Consider the following 18,345-nt stretch of genomic DNA (forward strand, 5'->3'; position numbering starts at 1 on the left):
TTGATGTAAGAAGAATTAAAAATAAATCTAACATGACCATGAAGCGCCGTTTTTTAAAGGTGCATTACCGGAGGAATCAACTTTGTCTCGTTTACACGTAATAACGCTGTTGGCCCTGGCCAATTTGGCTTACAGCAATCAAATCCTGGCAGAAGATAGCGATCAAAGCGCCGTGGGGCCAGCCGAAACCGCTAAGACCGACAATCCGGCCAGCAACGATGAGTCGCTGGGCACGATGGTGGTGACCGCCACGCGCTCGGAAATCAGTGCATCGATGGCGCCGGCCAATGTCAGTGTCATCACCACCGAAAATACCGAAAACCGCCTGACCCAACGGATTGGTGATGCGTTGAAGGACGTGCCGGGGATATATTTGCGGGGTAGTGCTTATGGTACGAGTATGCCAGGCTCCAGCTTAAGTTCCTCAGCATTTCATGGTGTCAGTGGTACCAATCGATCACTGTTCCTGGTTGACGGCTTGCCGGTGAATCTGCCCAATAATGGCAGCGTCGATTGGAACATTCTGAATATGGACGACGCTCAGCAAGTGGAATATGTCCCTGGACCCTTTTCAGCGCTGTACGGTAGTGGCGCGATGGGCGGTGTACTGAATGTGATCTCCAAAGTCCCCACTAAGCGCGAAGGGCTTCTGTCCTTTGGTGCCGGTGGCGCGGCTGTTGATCAATGGGGCATCAAAGGCCGTTACCGGGATCGTTTTGAAAACGGCGTGGGGATTTCCGTGACCTTCAACCACATGGATAGCGATAACTGGGCGGTGTCGGATTACGTGACGGCTTCGCCGGCCAGCTTTACGCCATCGGCTACAGCGATACCGAATGCGGTAGTCAGAGCGAACACGGCTACCGCGTTAAGAAACGCCTCGACACCGGTATTCGGTGCCATTCCGACCGCAACCACCCAAGGTGGCTCGACCTACATCATAGGTGATAAAGGGGATCGCCCTTGGGAGCAGAACACCGCTTCCTTGCATCTATATTACGATTTGACTGATAGCACCGAGATTGATGGCGGGATGAGCTGGAGCCGCAGCGAAACCAGCGCAGGGACGTTTAACAGTTATTTGACCACTGCCGGAGGCTCGCCAATAGCAATCGCTACCGGAAACCCCACTGTCAATTCAGTCGCCAGCGTGGCCGGCCTGGCACAAAGCAACAACCTTAATCTAAATGGGCAGCGACTGAATGTCTACGAGCAGCAATTTCTGCATTTTTTGCCGTCAGTAGAAGACACTCGCCGCTATTTTGCCCACCTGAAACATGATTTTGGGCATGACGTGAAATTGAATGTTGATTTTCAATACATGGATCACGAGACTTATTCGCCTAGCCCAAACAGTGCGGCGTTCGACGATACCTTAAGCGGCGGTAGAGGCCAGCTAACCGTTACGCCTAGCCAACGGATTGACGGTAACGTGGCATTGCGCTTCCCGTTTTTGTGGGATCAACGTAACTTTGTCACGGTCGGTTTTGGTGCTAACCACAATAATTTAGAAGGTCAAAAACGTTTGGCCTTGAGTAATTGGCAAGATTGGTCCTCAGTGACGAATACTGTTTACGATGGCAAGGGCGAGTCGAGTATTTACTCCGCCTTTATTCAGGACGAAATTTGGTTGCGTAAAAACTTGATTGCTCATCTTGGCGTGCGTTACGACGACTGGTCAACTTCCGGTTCCATCGTACAAAAGGCTACCGTCACTTCCACGGGTACCACCACTAACCTGACGCAAACTTACAGCGAACGTTCCGTGTCGCAATTCAATCCCAAATTTAGTTTGACCTGGTTGCCGGCGGATGGCTACAAGCTGTTTGCTTCAACCGGTTGGGCATTCCGTCCACCCACCAACTCGGATTTGTATTCGACATCGCAAACGGCTAGCGGCAGTGTTTTTACCTTGACGCAAGCCGGGCCGAATTTAAAACCGGAAACCATGTATTCATGGGAAGTTGGTGGAGAGGCCACCCCTATTGAGGGTACAACGATTGCCGCGACTTATTTTCATCACTACATTTCTGATTTGATTTACCGCAAAGATACGACATTAAGCGCAACCAATCGACTTCAGGAGCGGCAAAATGCGGGTGAAGCGGAGGTTGAAGGCGTGGAGGCCAAATTAAGGCAGAAATTGTATTGGGACTGGCTGCATTTTACGGGAACCTACACCTTAAACGACTCGATAATTACCAAGAACGAGGCGAATCCACTGTCGGTTGGCAAGCAGATGGTGTTGTTGCCGGAGACCATGTTCAGTGGCGGCTTGGATGTCAAATATGAGCAGTGGAGCGGTGGCATTATTGGGCGCTATGTCAGCCAGCAGTATACGAACGACCAAAATCTGGATCAAAGGGCCGGCGTCCCCGGCAGTTACGACCCTTATTTTCTGGTCGATACCCGTATTGCTTATCAAGCGACGAAAAATATCGATCTGTCGTTTTCGGTGAATAATCTGTTGGATCGGGAATATTCCTCTTTTTATCAACAAGCCGGCCGCACCGTTTATGGGGAAGTGTCTTACAGCTTTTAATGTGTGTGACTGTCGCTCCAGGTGCAATCTGCTCCGGATATTCGCAAAGCGAAGATCCGGAGTAATGGCTGTTGGCAGTTTATAGCCCTCGCTTAGCGTGCACAGTTCACAAAAATTGGCAATGTAAGCGCCGACTTTGTTGTCTTCATCTGTTCTTAATCTTTTCCTAATCAAGACTTAAACATTGCTCTCTAGAATCAACTCATAGATAAATTATTCTCGATAAAGGGGATTTATGTTTAGAGTGGCAAGTGTCGTTGTAATTAGTCTGTTGGTTTCGCCGTTAGCGATGGCAGATGGGCATGGACGAGGTCATCACAAACATCACCACCATGACCGGTACGTCGAGGTCGAGCGGGTGTATGTACCGGGGAGGGTTACGCAGTACGTCCCGGCACCGCCGCCCGCACCGCGCTACAACAGTTACGACCAACGCTCCACTCAGGGCTTGGTAGGCGGCGCGTTAGGCAGTGCGGCGGGTTACGAGATGAGTAGAGGCGACCCGTTGGGAGCCGGCATCGGTGCCGCCGCCGGCGCCTGGATCGGCAACAGTATGAGCCGTTAATCAGCTACCGCCAATCAATTAACCGGTTTTGAATTTTTGGATGACTCATGCGACAGGAGGACAAAATGAGAATAAAAAATGGTAAAAAATATCAACAAGAGCAATACAGCAGAGTAGAAAAGTTATTGAATGTATTGTTGTTTTTTGTCGTTGCCTACTATAGCTACTATGTGTTGTCTTTCTCCCAAATGGGGGCTTGAGACCACTGGCGGTTGCGGTTTATTGGCCGTTTGCGTTCCTGCCATACAGTCCGGATAAGCAAACGCTAGATCGAATTAGAACCCTGCAAGTCCCAGACTTGCAGGGTTTTTTATTGCCGGTTGTTGGGCAATATCGAAGATACATCTAAAAATCGTAATTCCTGAACAAACTGCCCATCGATCCGTTCTCCACGACACGGGGGCTTCGGATATTCAATCCCAGCCCTTGATTGTGCTGGCTGCGCTTAGTTTATTCATAACCTGTTCAAGCCGTTGACAAGGCCGAACCCAGCTGATAGCTTTGCTGTCTGGCACTCACCAATATCGAGTGCTAACGGAATTTGGGGGATGACGTGGCTGGCGGACAAGATTTAAACGAAAGATCGCTGTATTTATTAAAAACCTTGGTTGAGCGTTATATTCAGGACGGTCAGCCTGTTGGTTCGCGTTTGTTATCTAAAGATCCGCAGTTAAAGCTGAGCCCCGCCAGCATTCGCAATGTGATGGCGGATCTGGAAGAGATGGGTTTGATCCATTCCCCGCACACATCCGCCGGCCGAGTCCCGACCGTGAGCGGCTATCGTTTATTTGTCGACAGTTTGTTAACCGTCAAGCCGCTGGCATCCAGCGAATTGGATCAACTGCAACATGGCCTGAAAGGCGAGGCGGATAAAGCCAGCGACGTGTTGAGCAAGGCTTCTAAATTGCTGTCAGACGTGACGAGGATGGCCGGCGTGGTGACTTTGCCGCGCCGAGAAAGCGTCACATTGCGGCATATCGAATTCCTGCCGATGTCCAATACCCGAGTGTTGGTGATTTTCGTCACTGACGACCAGGAAGTGCACAATAAAATTATTCATACCCACAAGCAATTCAGTCCTGCGGAATTACAACAGGCTGCCAACTATTTGAATTCGGTTTATTCCGGCCGCAGCTTGGCGAAAATTCGCGATTTGGTGGTGCGGGAGATGGAGCTCGATCAGCGGCAGGTCAATCAAGGCATGATGGACGCGGTGAACATGGCGCAGCTGACCTTCAGCGAACAACCCAACGACGACTATGTGTTGAGCGGCGAAACCAATCTAATGGGCTTTTCCGAGTTGTCGGATATGGAACGACTCAAACAGTTGTTCGAAGCTTTTAGCCAAAAGCGCGGCGTCATTCATTTATTGGATCAGTGTCTACAGGCCGAAGGCGTGCAGATTTTTATCGGTGAAGAGTCCGGCTATAGCGCATTCGATCATTGCAGCCTGGTGACGGCGCCTTATTCAGTGAATGACGAAGTGGTGGGGGTGTTGGGCGTGATCGGCCCCACCCGAATGGCGTATGAAAAAGTGATTCCGTTCGTGGATGTGACGGCAAAATTATTGGGCGCGGCCTTGAATCCGAAATAAATGGCCCTATCGTTAGGCCAACTAAAAAATTTAGAACCATGGAGTAAGTAATGAGTCATCAGCAATCTAGCCACGAACCCCAATCGGATAGCGATTTGATCGCCGAAGTTTTGGAACAAACCAAGCCAATCGACGCCGACGAACAGTCAACCGAAGCCTCTGGTGCCGCCCCAGTCACTGTGGAAGCCTTGCAGGAACAATTGGAGCAGGCTCAGCAACAAGCTGCTGCGAATCTGGATAAAGCCATCCGCACGATGGCCGAGATGGAAAATTTAAAAAAGCGCGTGCAAAAAGACTTGGACGACGAACGCAAATACGGTCTGGCCAAATTTGCGAAAGAATTGCTGAGTGTTCTGGATAGTTTGGAATTAGGCCTGCAAGCGGCAACCGGCGATAGCCCGGAGATAGTGAAACTACGCGAAGGCAGTGAATTGACCATCAAACAATTCGAGTCGGTATTTGCCAAATTTAATATCGAAACCGTCGACCCCATCGGTCAAGCATTCAATCCGGAATTGCACCAAGCGATGGTCATGCAGCCAAGTGCCACCGCCCAACCCAATACCGTATTAAACGTCTTCCAAAAAGGCTATGTGTTGAACGGCCGTTTATTGCGCCCTGCCATGGTGGTGGTGGCGAAAGCCGAGGACAAACCAGCCGATAGCGCAAAAATCGATGAGCAGGCTTGAAATTAAGACGATCAACCGCATATCGCTAACAACTTTTTAATTTATTACCAATTCAAGTCTGGAGAATATCAATGGGCAAAATGATCGGCATCGATTTAGGAACCACCAACTCCTGCGTCGCAGTCCTGGAAAACGGCACCGCGCGGGTTATCGAAAACAGCGAAGGCGCGCGCACCACGCCTTCCATCATCGCTTTCACCGGCGACAACGAAGTGTTGGTCGGTCAGTCCGCCAAGCGTCAGGCGGTGACCAACCCTGAAAATACCTTGTTCGCGATCAAACGCTTGATCGGCCGCCGTTTTAAAGAAGACGCGGTACAAAAAGACATCAAAATGGTGCCTTATAAAATTATGGAAGCCAATAACGGTGACGCCTGGGTGGAATGTCACGGTAAAAAAATGGCGCCGCCGGAAGTATCATCACGGGTGCTGATGAAACTGAAAAAAGACGCGGAAGCGTTTTTGGGCGAAGAAGTCACCGAAGCGGTCATCACCGTGCCTGCGTACTTCAACGACTCGCAACGTCAAGCGACTAAAGACGCCGGCCGTATCGCCGGTCTTGATGTGAAACGTATTATCAACGAGCCGACTGCGGCGGCGCTGGCGTTCGGTATGGACAAACCGAAAGGCGACACTACCATTGCGGTCTATGACCTAGGCGGCGGTACTTTCGATATTTCCATCATCGAAATTGCCGAAATCGAAGGCGAACACCAGTTCGAAGTATTGGCCACCAACGGCGATACTTTCCTGGGCGGTGAGGACTTTGACTTGCGGATCATCGATTTCCTGGCTGGCGAATTTAAACGCGATAGCGGCATCGATCTGCACAACGATCCATTGGCGCTGCAACGTCTGAAAGAAGCTGCGGAAAAAGCCAAAATTGAGTTGTCATCAGCTGAACAAACTGACATCAATCTGCCGTACATCACCGCCGATGCGTCCGGTCCGAAACATTTGAATGTGAAACTGACCCGCGCCAAACTGGAATCGCTGGTGGACGAGCTGATCGAAAGAACCAAAGGTCCCTGCTTGCAAGCGATTAAAGATGCCGGTATTTCGACATCTAAAATCAACGACGTGATCTTGGTCGGCGGTCAAACCCGGATGCCGAAAGTGCAAGCCTTCGTTAAAGAGTTGTTTGGTAAAGAGCCGCGCAAAGACGTTAACCCTGACGAAGCGGTAGCTCTGGGTGCGGCAATTCAAGCCGGCGTATTGGGCGGCGACGTAAAAGACGTATTGTTGCTGGACGTTACGCCACTGTCTTTGGGTATCGAAACCCTGGGCGGTGTAATGACCAAGTTGATCGAGAAAAACACCACGATCCCGACCAATGCTTCGCAAACCTTCTCGACTGCGGACGACAACCAAACTGCGGTCACCGTGCACGTGTTGCAAGGTGAGCGGGAAGTTGCTGCGGGTAATAAATCTTTGGGTCGTTTTGACTTGCAGGATATTCCGCCAGCGCCGCGCGGCATTCCGCAAATCGAAGTGTCGTTCGACATCGACGCCAACGGTATCTTGAACGTATCGGCGAAAGACAAAGCTACCGGCAAAAAACAATCCATCGTGATTAAAGCCTCCAGCGGTTTGTCGGACGACGAAGTCGAACGCATGATCAAGGACGCCGAAGCGCACGCGGACGAAGACCGCAAACTGAAAGAACTGGTGTCCGCGCGTAACTCCGCTGAAGGCATGATTCACGCCACCGAAAAGTCGCTGAAAGAACTGGGCGATCAAGTAGCCGGCGACGAAAAATCGGCCATCGAATCGGCGATCAAAGACCTGCAAGCAGTGCTCAAATCCGACGACAAAGATGCAATTGAAGCCAAAACCCATGCCTTGACCGAGTTGTCCGGCAAATTGGCGGAGCGCGTTTACGCACAGAAAGGTGCGGAAGGCGGTGCTGAGGGCGGTCATGCCGCAGGCGCGGCGGAAGCTGCCGCGGAGCATGACCACAACGTGGTCGATGCGGAATTTGAAGAAGTTAAGGACGATAAGAAATAAGGTGTAGGGCGGATGGCTGTCAGTCAAGCCATAAGTTGTAAACATAAGCGGAATGCTTAGTAGCTTCCGCTTTATGTGTGTACCAATATAACTGAATATTAACGAAATGAATTCAGAAGTTGAAATCAATGGAAGATTGGAAAAATGTGAGTTTATTTTTTCCAGGAAATCGCCGATTGCAATAACTGGCCCGGGTGGACCGGAGTCTTGGCAACAGAATAATTACGATGCGAGAGTCATTTCGCCAAATGTAAGAGCCCCTGGGAAATACACTATTTATCACAACGGAAAGCGCTTGGTTTTCGAGGCCGTACGACCTTATATACCCGATGGAATGTTAGGTTATGTTTTGGAGTCGACAGACTAGTCCGGTAGGGCGCAATAACCAACGGGCATTGCGCCGTATTAAGCCCTCTTAGGTCAGATTAGTCATGTAGGGTACTCACACCGCGGACCTTTTGCAAACGATGGGCTTCCTGGCGTCAGCCCATCCTACATTGAATAAACCGAATTCGGCAGAAATACAGGCAAGACCGGCAATGCCAAAACTATACGAATATTTCGGTTTAATTGTGATGTTTTATGCCAATGAACACGAACCCGTTCATGTTCACGGCAAATGTCAGGGGCGGGAAGCGAAGGCCGAAATTATTCTGGTAGTTTTGTAGGGTACGCACCGCGTACCTTTTTGACTGTCGGTTGCGAACGAAGGGTTTTGTGACGTCTCGACAATCGAAAGTGAAGCCTGCGTAGGTCCGTTACGCTATCGCTAATCGGAGCTACCTTGATTCCAAATTGGTTGGTATAAATCGATTCGGTGAGAACGCATTTACACGAGGTTGGATGAATCGAAGTATTAATATTTTTAGTGACGTAGGATACGCACCGCGTACTTTTTTGTTTTTGCGAGGTAGATATGCAAACTGCTGTTACGGAAGTCAAAGAATTATTGAATAGGCTGCCCGAAGAAAGCAGTTATGAAGATATTCAATACCATTTGTATGTCATCGCTAAAATCCAACAGGGAATAACTAGGGCAGAAACCGAAGGCGTTATCCCTCATGACGAAGTCGAAAAGCAGTTTGAAAAATGGCTCGAAGATTAAGCTGGTCTCCGGAAGCTATCGAAGATTTAAATTCTATTAGAGACTATATAGCCAGGGATTCCTTGTTTTATGCCCGTTCGGTTGTCCGTAAGGTATTGGGTACTGCAAAGCGAATTCCAGCGGCAGTGGAAACAGGCAGAATTGTGCCTGAAGTTGGCGATAAAAATATCAGAGAACGGTTTGTATACAGCTATCGGCTGGTTTATAAGATTGATGAAATGCAAATTACCGTCGTCGCTGTGATTCATGGTAAACGATTGTTGGAAAATATCTCTGAACGTTTTAACTGATTGAATAATGTTCAATAAAAAGTAATAAAAACTCACTAATTAAAATGGCCGCAAAAGAAGATTTTTACAAACTGCTGGAACTGGATCGCAACGCGAGCGAAGCCGAAATCAAGAAGAGCTATCGCAAGATGGCGATGAAATTTCATCCCGACAGAAACAAGGATAATCCGGAAGAAGCAGAGAAGAAATTCAAGCTGGTTAAGGAAGCATACGAGATTTTATCCGACCCAAAAAAACGCGCGGCTTATGATCAATTTGGCCATGCTGGCGTCGATTCTTCGATGGGTGGTGGTCGAGGCGGCTTCAGTGGCGCGGAAAACTTTAGCGATATCTTCGGGGATGTGTTCGGCGATATTTTCGGTGGCGGTCGGCAGCAGCGCAGCAGTGTGCAACGCGGCGCCGATTTGCGTTACAACCTGGAACTGACTCTGGAAGAAGCGGTTGGCGGGACCGAAGCCACAGTCAAGGTACCGGTATTGGTGGCTTGCACCGAGTGTAACGGCAGCGGCGCTAAAAAAGGTAGCAGCCCGGTCACCTGTAACACCTGTCATGGTCACGGCCAAGTCAGGATGCAACAAGGCTTTTTCTCGGTGCAACAAACCTGTCCGACCTGCCGCGGTACTGGCAAGCAGATCAAGGATCCTTGTCCAAAATGCTATGGTCAAGGCCGCGTGCAGGAAACCAAAACCCTCAACGTCAAAGTGCCGGCCGGCGTGGATACCGGCGACCGGATTCGTTTGGCCGGCGAGGGCGAGGCGGGTGCGAACGGTGGACCAGCCGGGGACTTATATGTACAAGTGCAGGTCAAGGATCATCCTATCTTCACCCGCGACGGTGCCAATTTGTATTGCGAAGTGCCGATCAGTTTCCCGATGGCCTGTTTGGGTGGCGAACTTGAAGTACCTACGCTGGACGGCAAGGTCATGTTGAAAATTCCGCCGGAAACCCAAACCGGACGCATGTTCCGTTTGCGCGGCAAAGGTGTGAAGCCGGTTAGGGGCGGCGCGGTCGGTGATTTGTTGTGCAAGGTGCAACTGGAAACCCCGGTACATCTGACCAAAGATCAAAAAGCCATGATCGAGAAGTTGGGCGAATCCTTATCCGGCGGCGGCAAACACCACAGTCCGCAAGAGCATGGCTGGATGGATGGCGTGAAAAACTTCTTCGACAAATTAACAGGGTAAGCCATGGTGCGGATCGCGATAGTGGGCGCTTCCGGGCGCATGGGTCTGTGCTTGCTCAAAGCCGCGCTGGCGGCGGAAAATGCTGAGTTGACGGTAGCGGTATCCCGCCCCGATAGCTTGGCACTGGGCAAGGATGCCGGCGAACTGGCCGGTGTGTCAGCGGCAGGTATTAAAGTCTGCGACGACTTGGCTGCTCTGACTAATAAATTTGACGTATTGATCGACTTCACCCGGCCCGATGCGTCGATGGATTACGTCGAAATCTGTCGGCAGGCCGGCAAAAAAATAGTGATAGGGACGACCGGCTATAGCGAGGCGCAAAAAGCCGCGATTGCTGAGGCTGCCCAGGATGTGGCAATAGTCATCGCACCCAATTTCAGCGTCGGCGTCAATCTGTCCTTAAAGTTGCTGGAAATGACCGCCAAGGTGATGGGTGATTACACCGACATCGAAGTAATTGAGGCACATCACCGCCACAAGGTCGATGCGCCGTCCGGTACCGCGTTGCGGATGGGCGAGGTAGTTGCCGCAGCCTTGGGGCGCGATTTGAAAGACTGTGCCATCTATGGCCGCGAAGGCGATACCGGCGCTCGCGACCGCAAAACCATCGGCTTTTCCACTATCCGGGCCGGCGATATAGTCGGTGAGCATACCGTGATGTTTGCCGATGAAGGTGAACGAGTGGAAATTACCCATAAAGCCACCAGCCGTATGACCTTCGCCAATGGCGCGGTAAGAGCCGCGGCTTGGTTGGCGGACAAACAAAGCGGCCTGTTCGATATGCAGGATGTGTTGGGTCTGAAAGGCTGATCAGGTCTTAAACATTGTCTGCACGCCGCTGAATCAGCTAAGACTTATATTCGTAGAGGCGTTACCTCGCCAGTCAGTTTATAATGCCGGTAATCCGCGATAACCTGAGCGTGATCGAAAGCCAGCAGGCTGGGCAGATTGTCGAAGTTGAATAAACCAAAGTTTTTAGCATCGTCGGCCGCCATCGGTGTGCCATGCGCTTGCGCCAGGTAGACAGCGGTGACGGTGTGGTTGCGTGGGTCGCGTTGTGGATTGGAGTAAAGGCCCAGCAGTACGGTTAGTTGTGCATCCAGACAGGTTTCTTCCTTAGCTTCGCGGATGGCCGCGTGCTCAATCGTTTCGCCGACATCGACAAACCCGCCGGGTACTGCCCAGCCATAGGGTGGATATTTTCGCTCTATCAACACGAAGGGACGCTGGGGATGGTCGATCAGTTCGATCAAAATATCGGCGGCTAACAAGGGGGTGACGGGCTTTGCCATGGCATTCCTGAAAATGATGAGTTTTAGTGCATTGAAAATAGGCGTGTTCTGCTAAATTTAACCATGTTTTCAAGCGTTGCTGAAATTCTCGATGTTTTTTCCTCGACCAATTAATCATGAATTAATCGGCTTTTCATATCATCCCAGCCGCTTTACACGGCGCTTTTAAAGTCGAATCAAATTTCCAAGAATCTAAACATGAATGAGTTTATTCCCGGCCAACGCTGGATTAGTAATACCGAATCGGAACTCGGTTTGGGTATGGTCATAGACACCGAGTTTAACCGCGTCACCGTGCTATTTTTAGCGACCGGCGACCGCCGGGTTTACGCCAGAGATAACGCGCCGTTGACCCGGGTGCAGTTCAATGAGGGCGACATGATCGAATCGGCGGATTACGCCAAGATTAGCGTGCAGCAGGTGCAACAACACAATGGCTTGTTAACTTACATCGGTATCGATGAAGACGGTCAGCTGCAGCAAATCGACGAGATGGAGCTTAACCATCATATTCAGTTTAACAAACCGCAAGATCGTTTATTTACCGGCCAGTTCGACCCGACGGCCTGGTTTTTATTGCGCTACGAAACCTGGCGGCGCCAGCAACAGCACCAACAAGCCGCGACCAAAGGTTTGAAGGGCGCACGGGCTTCGCTGATTCCGCATCAGCTGTATATCGCCCATCAAGCCGCCAGTCGCGCCTTGCCGCGGATTATGCTGGCCGACGAAGTGGGTTTGGGTAAAACCATCGAAGCCGGTTTAATCATCCAGCATCGCTTGATTAACGGCTTAAGCAAGCGGGTGTTGATTTTGGTACCGGAAAGCCTGTTGCATCAATGGTTGGTGGAGATGCTGCGCCGCTTCAATCTGCGTTTCAGCATTTTCGACGAAAGCCGTTGCTTTGCCAGTCCCGACGAGAACCCGTTTCTCAGCGAACAATTAGTGCTGTGCAGCCAGCGCTTCTTTGCCGATTCTCCGCATCGCCAGCAACAAGCTTTGGATGCAGGTTGGGATCTGGTGGTAGTTGACGAAGCACATCATCTGGAATGGAGCGAAGACGCACCCAGTGCCGACTATTTATTTGTCGAGCAATTGGCATTGGCATCTCCCGGCCTGATTCTGTTGACCGCTACGCCCGAGCAATTAGGTAAGGAAAGTCATTTTGCGCGTTTGCGCTTGCTCGATCCGGATCGCTTTTACCGTTTTGAAGAATTCCTGCGCGAAGAAAGCCAGTTTGAGCCGGTAGCCAGACTGGCGAATTTGCTGATTTCCGGCGAAGCGCTGGATGCCGAACATCAGGAGCAATTGAAAGTTTTATTAAAACAGGACAATGTCGACAAACTGCTGCAACAGGTTAACGACAGCGAAGCGAATGCACGGGAAGAGTTGATCAAGTTGTTGCTCGATCATCATGGCACCGGCCGGATTTTGTTCAGAAACTCACGGCAAACCGTGCAGGGCTTTCCGGACCGGCAACGCCATGCTTATCCGCTGCAAGGTGAGGACACGGCGTACTTAGCCAACAGCCCTTATCTGCATTGGCTGGTTGGGCAGTTGAAGGCCTTGGGCGACGAAAAGGCCTTATTAATCTGCAAACGCGCGGAAACCGCGATCCAGCTGGAGCAATTATTACGGCAGCACGTCGGGCATACCGCCGCAGTGTTTCATGAAGGCATGAGTATCGTCGAGCGGGATAGGGCGGCGGCATTTTTCGCCGATGAAGAGAGCCGCGCGCAAGTGTTGATTTGTTCCGAGATCGGCAGTGAAGGGCGCAATTTTCAATTCGTGCGGCATCTGTTTTTGTTTGATTTGCCGGAAAATCCGGATTTGTTGCAGCAGCGCATCGGTCGTCTGGATCGAATCGGCCAGAAGCATGTGATTCAAATTCATATCCCTTATCTGCTCGATAGTGCTCAGCACGTATTATTCCGTTGGTACGACGAGGGTCTGGACGCATTCCGGCATAATTGTTCGGGTGCCGCACAAGTCTTGAAGTTGCTCGGCGATGCTCGTGACAGCGCATTGCTCAGCCGCGATGTGGCGGTAGTAGACGCTTTGATCGCCCGCACCAAGGCTCTGAACAGCCAAGTTGAAGAGGAATTGCATAAAGGCCGCGATTTGCTGCTGGAACTGAATTCTTGCCGCCCGCAAGAAGCCGCACGCCTGGTGGAAGAGATCAGTGCCGGCGAACGCGACGGTAGTTTGTGGCCGTTTATGGAAGCGATGTTCGACTGTTATGGCGTCGATGTTGAAGACCATTCGCGCGATTGTCATATCCTCTGGCCCAGCGAAAATCTGCGCATCGCCCATTTTCCGATGCTGCAGGACGACGGCCTGACGGTAACGATCAACCGAGACATCGCGTTGGCCAGGGAAGACATGCAATTTTTGACCGCCGAACATCCTATGGTGTTGTCGGCCATGGATTTGGTGCTATCCAGCGAGACCGGCAATGCCGCGGTCAGCGTGGTCAAACATCCAAAACTGAAAGCCGGTCAATTCCTGCTGGAGTTGTTGTTTGTTGCGGAATGCAGCGCGCCCGCCGAATTGCAAATCGGCCGATTTTTACCGCACACGCCGCTGCGCGTTTTGGTCGATCAAAATAAAAAGGATCTAACGGCTGTTATTAGCCACGACAGCTTGGTCGAGACCGGCGATAGCTTTGATAAGGCGCAAATCAGCCAGTTTTTGAACAGTCAACGCCAGCATATTCAGGATATGATCAAAGTCGCGGAGCAGTTGGTGGGCGCGCAAATGCAGAAGTTGATAGCGGAAAGCAGTAATCTGATGATAGCCACGCTAACCGGGGAAATCAAACGACTGGTGCGGCTGAAAAAGATCAATCCCGGCATCAAGGAGCAGGAAATAGAGCAACTCAAGGAGACGACCATGCTCTCGCACGAAAGCATACAGGAAACTCAGTTGCGGCTGGATGCGGTGCGGTTTGTGATTACCAGCTAACTTGCCGACAGCGATTTACGGCGAGCAGGTGCTGTTTTGTGCCGGGATGACGATTAAGCGGTTTTGATCAGCACGGTGGTGTCGTCCAGTTCCACGCATTCAAACATCAGATCGTCGATAGAACCTTCGACGTGGTCTACGTAGTGTAAGCCGCATTCCGAATCGACATGTTGATGTTTCAGAATGCCGTGTACACTGAACGGCGTTCCGGATTCAGGCAATACCATGGTGATTTTAACTTTGCCGGCAACATCGGGACTGATGGGGTCTTGAAGCTTAACCCGGATGCCGCTATAGCTGATGTCCAGAATTTCCGCATTCAGCGAAATTTCCCGGGGTGTTCTGCTATTGAAAATAATGCCGGCCTGCAGGCCTCTAGGTTTTACTCTACGGTGAATTCGTTTTTCGAAACTCATGTGTTGTGGCCTCTGCTGAAGAATTGCGGTAATGCTATTGAGGATTTAGTGTAGGTGCAAAGTCAGTTTTTGCTACTGTGGCGTGCCCATCATGCCATATCTTTTCTATTCATACACCCGTTAATTGCGGGCATAAAATAAGGTTATTGCATGTTATTTTCAGAATTGGGTTTGTCCGAGCAGCTTCTTAAGGCGGTTGCCGAACAAGGCTATGAAACTCCCACACCGATTCAGGCGCAGGCTATTCCGGTCATTTTGCAAGGCCGCGATGTGCTGGCCGGGGCGCAAACCGGCACCGGCAAAACTGCCGGATTTACCTTGCCTCTCCTGCAGCTGTTGCAAGCACAACCGGTTCCGCAGAAGCCGCGTCCGGTTCGGGTCTTGATTTTAACGCCGACCCGCGAATTGGCGATGCAGGTTTATGAAAGCGTCAGAACCTATGGCAAGCATTTACCTTTTTTTGCCGAGGCGATTTTTGGCGGCGTCAGTATCAACCCGCAGATTCAGAAGATCCAGCGCGGCACCGATATTGTCGTCGCCACGCCCGGCCGTTTGCTGGATTTGATTCAGCAACAACATCTGGATTTGTCGAAGGTCGAGCATTTCGTACTCGATGAAGCCGACCGAATGCTGGATATGGGTTTTATCCGCGATATTCGTCGAATCATCGCTTTGCTGCCCAATAAACGCCAGAACCTGCTGTTCTCGGCGACCTATGCCCCGGAAATTAGCGCGCTGGCCGAACAAATACTCACCGATCCAGTTGAAATCGCTGTCGCAAAACGTAATGCCGCCGCCGATACCGTCTCGCAGTTGGTCTACGGCATTCAGCGCGAATATAAACGCGAATTGCTGTCCTACCTGATAGGCAACGGCCATTGGCAGCAGGTGTTGGTGTTCGTCCGCACCAAGCATGGCGCGGATCGTTTGGCCAAGCAGTTGATCAAGGATGGCATCCGTTGCGCGGCCTTGCACGGAGATAAAAGCCAGGGGGCCAGGGTGAGGGCGCTTGAAGATTTTAAAAGCGGTTCCATTACCGCGTTGATTGCCACCGACATTGCCGCGCGCGGCCTGGACATCGATCAATTACCGCATGTGGTGAACTTCGATTTGCCGCAAGTTGCGGAAGATTATGTGCATCGTATCGGCCGTACCGGCCGAGCTGGCGCTGAAGGGCAGGCAATTTCGCTGGTTGATCCGGAAGAGGCGTACTTGTTGGCTGCCATCGAAAAACTGTTGAAAAGGCAGATTCCGCGAGTCGACGATACCGGCTATCCGAGGGTATCTTTGGCTGTGACCAATAGCAAGCCGCAGCCGAAACCGGCTCAGCCGAACAAGCCGGCGGCCAGACGGCCGCATAATGGCCGGGCAGGGGAGTCGGCTAAACGAGCGCCGAATTCGCGCAAACCGCGTGCGCAAACGGCCAAGCCCCGCAAATCAATTTGATTTGTCGTGACCGGTCATGGGCACGGCATTCGTCTCTCCCCGAATGCCGGTTTATTCCGCGACCGGCTCTGCGAACATATGGATTGCCAGCCATATCGACTCAATGTCCGGATGGGTCCAATCCACCCTATGCCGGCAATGCGCTGGAATCAGCAGATAGTCGCCGGGCTTAAGATCGACTGGTGCGGATTGGGCAAATGTCAGTCTGGCTTCGCCTTGTAACAATATTACCCACTCGTCCTGATTTTGATCGTACCACTCGTTTTCGGGGCTGCAATGACCCTTGGAAACGATGCGTTCAATGCGAATAGTAGGCTTGCTAAACAAGGTTTGGCATAATTCTATTGGCAACTGAGCTGGAATGTCTGTAAAAATGCACGAACTGCTAATGTTCATAAAAGCGGGTACATAATAAAAAATTGGGGGAGGGGAATGAAAATGAATAATACGTCTTTTACTGCGTTAATGGCGGTGGTTATCGATAAGCTACCGGGGATTATGCAACTGTCGCAACGCAGTTGCGATACTGCTAAATGCGTGGACTTTTTGGCGCCGCTGTTGCTGCGGCTGTATTTGGCGCCGGTATTTTGGATGGCGGGTACCAAAAAATTTGCCAATTTTTCCGACACGGCCGAGTGGTTTGGTAATGCTGAATGGGGCTTGGGTTTGCCGGCGCCGTATGTGTTGGTGTTTCTGGTCGCGCTATTTGAAATCGTCGGCGCCTTGTTTTTACTGTTAGGTTTTGCCACCCGGCCTATCACTTTGCCATTGATGATCATCATGGTGGTCGCAGCGGTCAGCGCGCATCTCCAAAACGGCTGGTTGGCCATTGCGGCCGGTAGCGGCATTTTTGCCACCGAGCGCACGATAGGCGCGATTGAGCGACTGGAGCGGGCCAAGGAAATTTTACAGGTGCAGGGCGACTATCAATGGCTGACCGAGAACGGCGCCTTGGTGATACTGAATAACGGGATAGAGTTTGCCGCCACCTATTTCGTCATGTTGTTGGCTTTGTTTTTCCTGGGCGGCGGCCGGTTTGTCAGTGTGGATTACTGGCTGGCGCGCAAGTATTTGCCTGAACTAACACCCAGGGCCTGACCACCACAGCCCACACCGAACTGTTGGCACTGATCCATTCGCCGGCCTGTCGATCCGAAACATGACCGATTAGGCCGGCTTCCAGCCATTGCTCAACTTGCGCCTTGTTGTCGCGCGAGAACTGATAAGCCACTTCTACCAGATCCAGATCCTTTGCAACCGAGATTGCCAGGCCGGCCGCGAAAAATCGTTGCAACTCGGCCCAGGGAATGGACGAGGTTTCCAAATTCACCTTGGCTTTTTCCAGATCGGGGAGAGAGTCGTTCATTAACATTTTCCGGTTGGGATGTTGTAGTATGCCCAGCTATTTTATCGTAACCCGGTTTATAAAACAGAAGTGAGGATTCATCGATGTCGCTATTGAGTTCATTTAAAAAGCGTTCCACCCTGGACGCGGCGATCAAGCAAGTTGCCCAGGCCCGTAAAAGCGAAGGCAGCAAAGCCGAGCAACTATACAAGGGTGCGTATCAAGGCTTTGCTAATGTCATCGCCGACCATTTGATTGTTTCCGAAGCGCTGTATCACTGGGGTTTTGGTTTATTGCACGAGGCCCGGACTCAGGAGCCGAAAGCCGCTATTGAAATTTACGAAGACGCCATTTCCAAGTTTTCTTTTTGCTTGCTGATTTCGCCTAACTATTTAGGGGCGGCGATAGACGGCGGCGTAGCGTTTATGGAATTGGCTCGCATTAGCTCGGAAGCAGCCAAACCCGATCTATACGAGTTGGCGGAAGATTTTTTCGAAAAGGCCTGTGCTATTCAAAAAGGCAGTGCGGCTTATAATTTGGCCTGCGTTTATGCGTTGCGCGGCGATAACGATGCCTGCTTGGCTGCGTTGCAAACCGCCAGGGACTTTGGCAGTTTGCCCGACGAACAAAATATATTGCAAGACGACGATATGGCCGGCGTGATTAATGCCCCTTGGTTCAAGGCGTTTATGGAGGAGGTACGCGCTACGCCGGCCCCGGAAAAAACCAAACTCAAGGATATTGAAATCAATGTCGAGCCGGGCTTCAAGATAGAGAAAAAAGAGGATTTTGATTACTACTCATAAGTTATTAGGCCATTCAAACTTGAATACCCTTGCGGGCCAAGGCTTAGCGGGGTTTTAGGTCTGAATGAGCCAGATTGACCATCTGCGCGGTTTTCCATATAGCC

19 protein-coding genes are annotated in these 18,345 nt (G+C 51.1%); 15 read left to right on the plus strand and 4 right to left on the minus strand.

Annotated elements, in window-relative coordinates:
* Positions 1–82: 82 nt before the first annotated feature.
* From ACWAU0_RS13005 to dapB, 11 genes are all read left to right on the plus strand, one after another.
* Positions 83–2,542, plus strand: a complete 2,460-nt coding sequence (locus ACWAU0_RS13005; RefSeq protein WP_458136918.1) for a TonB-dependent receptor — start codon at positions 83–85, stop codon at positions 2,540–2,542.
* Between the two features lie 235 nt (positions 2,543–2,777).
* Entirely contained in the window at positions 2,778–3,107 is a 330-nt protein-coding gene (locus tag ACWAU0_RS13010) for a glycine zipper 2TM domain-containing protein (protein WP_458136919.1), read from the plus strand.
* A gap of 65 nt (positions 3,108–3,172) precedes the next feature.
* Positions 3,173–3,307 carry a hypothetical protein gene (locus tag ACWAU0_RS13015; protein WP_256438894.1) on the plus strand — a complete coding sequence of 45 codons (135 nt, stop codon included), beginning with the start codon at positions 3,173–3,175 and terminating at the stop codon, positions 3,305–3,307.
* Positions 3,308–3,660: 353 nt separating this feature from the next.
* On the plus strand, positions 3,661–4,701 hold the full coding sequence (gene hrcA, locus ACWAU0_RS13020) for a heat-inducible transcriptional repressor HrcA (protein WP_458136920.1): 1,041 nt from the start codon (positions 3,661–3,663) through the stop codon (positions 4,699–4,701).
* A gap of 50 nt (positions 4,702–4,751) precedes the next feature.
* The gene (gene grpE / locus ACWAU0_RS13025) at positions 4,752–5,390 is read left to right on the plus strand and encodes a nucleotide exchange factor GrpE (RefSeq protein WP_319963102.1); all 639 of its coding nucleotides are present in this window, start codon (positions 4,752–4,754) and stop codon (positions 5,388–5,390) included.
* A 71-nt stretch (positions 5,391–5,461) separates the two neighbouring features.
* Complete coding sequence (dnaK, locus tag ACWAU0_RS13030) at positions 5,462–7,396, plus strand: molecular chaperone DnaK (RefSeq protein WP_319963103.1); 1,935 nt, start codon at positions 5,462–5,464, stop codon at positions 7,394–7,396.
* Between the two features lie 575 nt (positions 7,397–7,971).
* Positions 7,972–8,064, plus strand: a complete 93-nt coding sequence (locus ACWAU0_RS13035; protein WP_458139229.1) for a DUF4160 domain-containing protein — start codon at positions 7,972–7,974, stop codon at positions 8,062–8,064.
* Positions 8,065–8,312: 248 nt separating this feature from the next.
* Positions 8,313–8,501, plus strand: a complete 189-nt coding sequence (locus tag ACWAU0_RS13040; protein WP_458136921.1) for a hypothetical protein — start codon at positions 8,313–8,315, stop codon at positions 8,499–8,501.
* Positions 8,486–8,791, plus strand: a complete 306-nt coding sequence (locus tag ACWAU0_RS13045; protein ID WP_458136922.1) for a type II toxin-antitoxin system RelE/ParE family toxin — start codon at positions 8,486–8,488, stop codon at positions 8,789–8,791. The genes ACWAU0_RS13040 and ACWAU0_RS13045 overlap by 16 nt, the downstream gene beginning before the upstream one ends.
* Positions 8,792–8,835: 44 nt before the next feature.
* Entirely contained in the window at positions 8,836–9,975 is a 1,140-nt protein-coding gene (gene dnaJ, locus ACWAU0_RS13050) for a molecular chaperone DnaJ (RefSeq protein WP_101054857.1), read from the plus strand.
* Positions 9,976–9,978: 3 nt separating this feature from the next.
* Positions 9,979–10,785, plus strand: a complete 807-nt coding sequence (gene dapB / locus ACWAU0_RS13055; protein ID WP_458136923.1) for a 4-hydroxy-tetrahydrodipicolinate reductase — start codon at positions 9,979–9,981, stop codon at positions 10,783–10,785.
* Positions 10,786–10,829: 44 nt separating this feature from the next.
* On the opposite strand, the gene ACWAU0_RS13060 is transcribed toward dapB, so the two are convergent.
* Entirely contained in the window at positions 10,830–11,267 is a 438-nt protein-coding gene (locus ACWAU0_RS13060; protein ID WP_458136924.1) for an NUDIX domain-containing protein, read from the minus strand.
* A 198-nt stretch (positions 11,268–11,465) separates the two neighbouring features.
* Here ACWAU0_RS13060 and rapA point away from each other — a divergent pair, with 198 nt between their 5' ends.
* Positions 11,466–14,228: an RNA polymerase-associated protein RapA gene (gene rapA / locus ACWAU0_RS13065; protein WP_458136925.1), complete on the plus strand. Its 2,763-nt coding sequence runs from the start codon at positions 11,466–11,468 to the stop codon at positions 14,226–14,228.
* A 53-nt stretch (positions 14,229–14,281) separates the two neighbouring features.
* On the opposite strand, the gene ACWAU0_RS13070 is transcribed toward rapA, so the two are convergent.
* Positions 14,282–14,644 carry a PilZ domain-containing protein gene (locus ACWAU0_RS13070; RefSeq protein WP_033155569.1) on the minus strand — a complete coding sequence of 121 codons (363 nt, stop codon included), beginning with the start codon at positions 14,642–14,644 and terminating at the stop codon, positions 14,282–14,284.
* A 150-nt stretch (positions 14,645–14,794) separates the two neighbouring features.
* Here ACWAU0_RS13070 and ACWAU0_RS13075 point away from each other — a divergent pair, with 150 nt between their 5' ends.
* Positions 14,795–16,090 (plus strand): DEAD/DEAH box helicase, encoded by a 1,296-nt coding sequence (locus ACWAU0_RS13075; RefSeq protein WP_458136926.1) that lies wholly within the window; start codon positions 14,795–14,797, stop codon positions 16,088–16,090.
* Between the two features lie 51 nt (positions 16,091–16,141).
* Here the strand turns inward: ACWAU0_RS13075 and ACWAU0_RS13080 are convergent, their stop codons facing one another.
* Positions 16,142–16,417, minus strand: coding sequence for a cupin domain-containing protein (locus ACWAU0_RS13080; protein WP_523070800.1), 276 nt, complete (start codon positions 16,415–16,417; stop codon positions 16,142–16,144).
* A 111-nt stretch (positions 16,418–16,528) separates the two neighbouring features.
* Here ACWAU0_RS13080 and ACWAU0_RS13085 point away from each other — a divergent pair, with 111 nt between their 5' ends.
* Entirely contained in the window at positions 16,529–17,188 is a 660-nt protein-coding gene (locus ACWAU0_RS13085; protein WP_240618108.1) for an HvfX family Cu-binding RiPP maturation protein, read from the plus strand.
* On the opposite strand, the gene ACWAU0_RS13090 is transcribed toward ACWAU0_RS13085, so the two are convergent.
* A complete protein-coding gene (locus tag ACWAU0_RS13090) occupies positions 17,130–17,456 on the minus strand; it encodes a DUF2288 domain-containing protein (RefSeq protein ID WP_445368359.1) in 327 nt (108 codons plus the stop codon). The two genes, ACWAU0_RS13085 and ACWAU0_RS13090, sit on opposite strands and share 59 nt — an antisense overlap.
* Positions 17,457–17,539: 83 nt before the next feature.
* Here ACWAU0_RS13090 and ACWAU0_RS13095 point away from each other — a divergent pair, with 83 nt between their 5' ends.
* Positions 17,540–18,241, plus strand: a complete 702-nt coding sequence (locus ACWAU0_RS13095) for a TPR end-of-group domain-containing protein (protein WP_458136928.1) — start codon at positions 17,540–17,542, stop codon at positions 18,239–18,241.
* Positions 18,242–18,345: the final 104 nt, after the last annotated feature.

It is taken from the genome of Methylomonas sp. Uni0009 (assembly GCF_054188105.3).

Coding starts and splice junctions, on each gene's coding strand:
- ACWAU0_RS13010 (WP_458136919.1), top strand. CDS start 2,778: ATGTTTAGAGTGGCAAGTGTCGTTGTAATTAGTCTGTTGGTTTCGCCG.
- ACWAU0_RS13015 (WP_256438894.1), top strand. CDS start 3,173: ATGAGAATAAAAAATGGTAAAAAATATCAACAAGAGCAATACAGCAGA.
- grpE (WP_319963102.1), top strand. CDS start 4,752: ATGAGTCATCAGCAATCTAGCCACGAACCCCAATCGGATAGCGATTTG.
- dnaK (WP_319963103.1), top strand. CDS start 5,462: ATGGGCAAAATGATCGGCATCGATTTAGGAACCACCAACTCCTGCGTC.
- ACWAU0_RS13035 (WP_458139229.1), top strand. CDS start 7,972: ATGTTTTATGCCAATGAACACGAACCCGTTCATGTTCACGGCAAATGT.
- ACWAU0_RS13040 (WP_458136921.1), top strand. CDS start 8,313: ATGCAAACTGCTGTTACGGAAGTCAAAGAATTATTGAATAGGCTGCCC.
- ACWAU0_RS13045 (WP_458136922.1), top strand. CDS start 8,486: ATGGCTCGAAGATTAAGCTGGTCTCCGGAAGCTATCGAAGATTTAAAT.
- dnaJ (WP_101054857.1), top strand. CDS start 8,836: ATGGCCGCAAAAGAAGATTTTTACAAACTGCTGGAACTGGATCGCAAC.
- dapB (WP_458136923.1), top strand. CDS start 9,979: ATGGTGCGGATCGCGATAGTGGGCGCTTCCGGGCGCATGGGTCTGTGC.
- ACWAU0_RS13060 (WP_458136924.1), bottom strand. CDS start 11,267: ATGGCAAAGCCCGTCACCCCCTTGTTAGCCGCCGATATTTTGATCGAA.
- rapA (WP_458136925.1), top strand. CDS start 11,466: ATGAATGAGTTTATTCCCGGCCAACGCTGGATTAGTAATACCGAATCG.
- ACWAU0_RS13070 (WP_033155569.1), bottom strand. CDS start 14,644: ATGAGTTTCGAAAAACGAATTCACCGTAGAGTAAAACCTAGAGGCCTG.
- ACWAU0_RS13075 (WP_458136926.1), top strand. CDS start 14,795: ATGTTATTTTCAGAATTGGGTTTGTCCGAGCAGCTTCTTAAGGCGGTT.
- ACWAU0_RS13085 (WP_240618108.1), top strand. CDS start 16,529: ATGAATAATACGTCTTTTACTGCGTTAATGGCGGTGGTTATCGATAAG.
- ACWAU0_RS13090 (WP_445368359.1), bottom strand. CDS start 17,456: ATGAACGACTCTCTCCCCGATCTGGAAAAAGCCAAGGTGAATTTGGAA.
- ACWAU0_RS13095 (WP_458136928.1), top strand. CDS start 17,540: ATGTCGCTATTGAGTTCATTTAAAAAGCGTTCCACCCTGGACGCGGCG.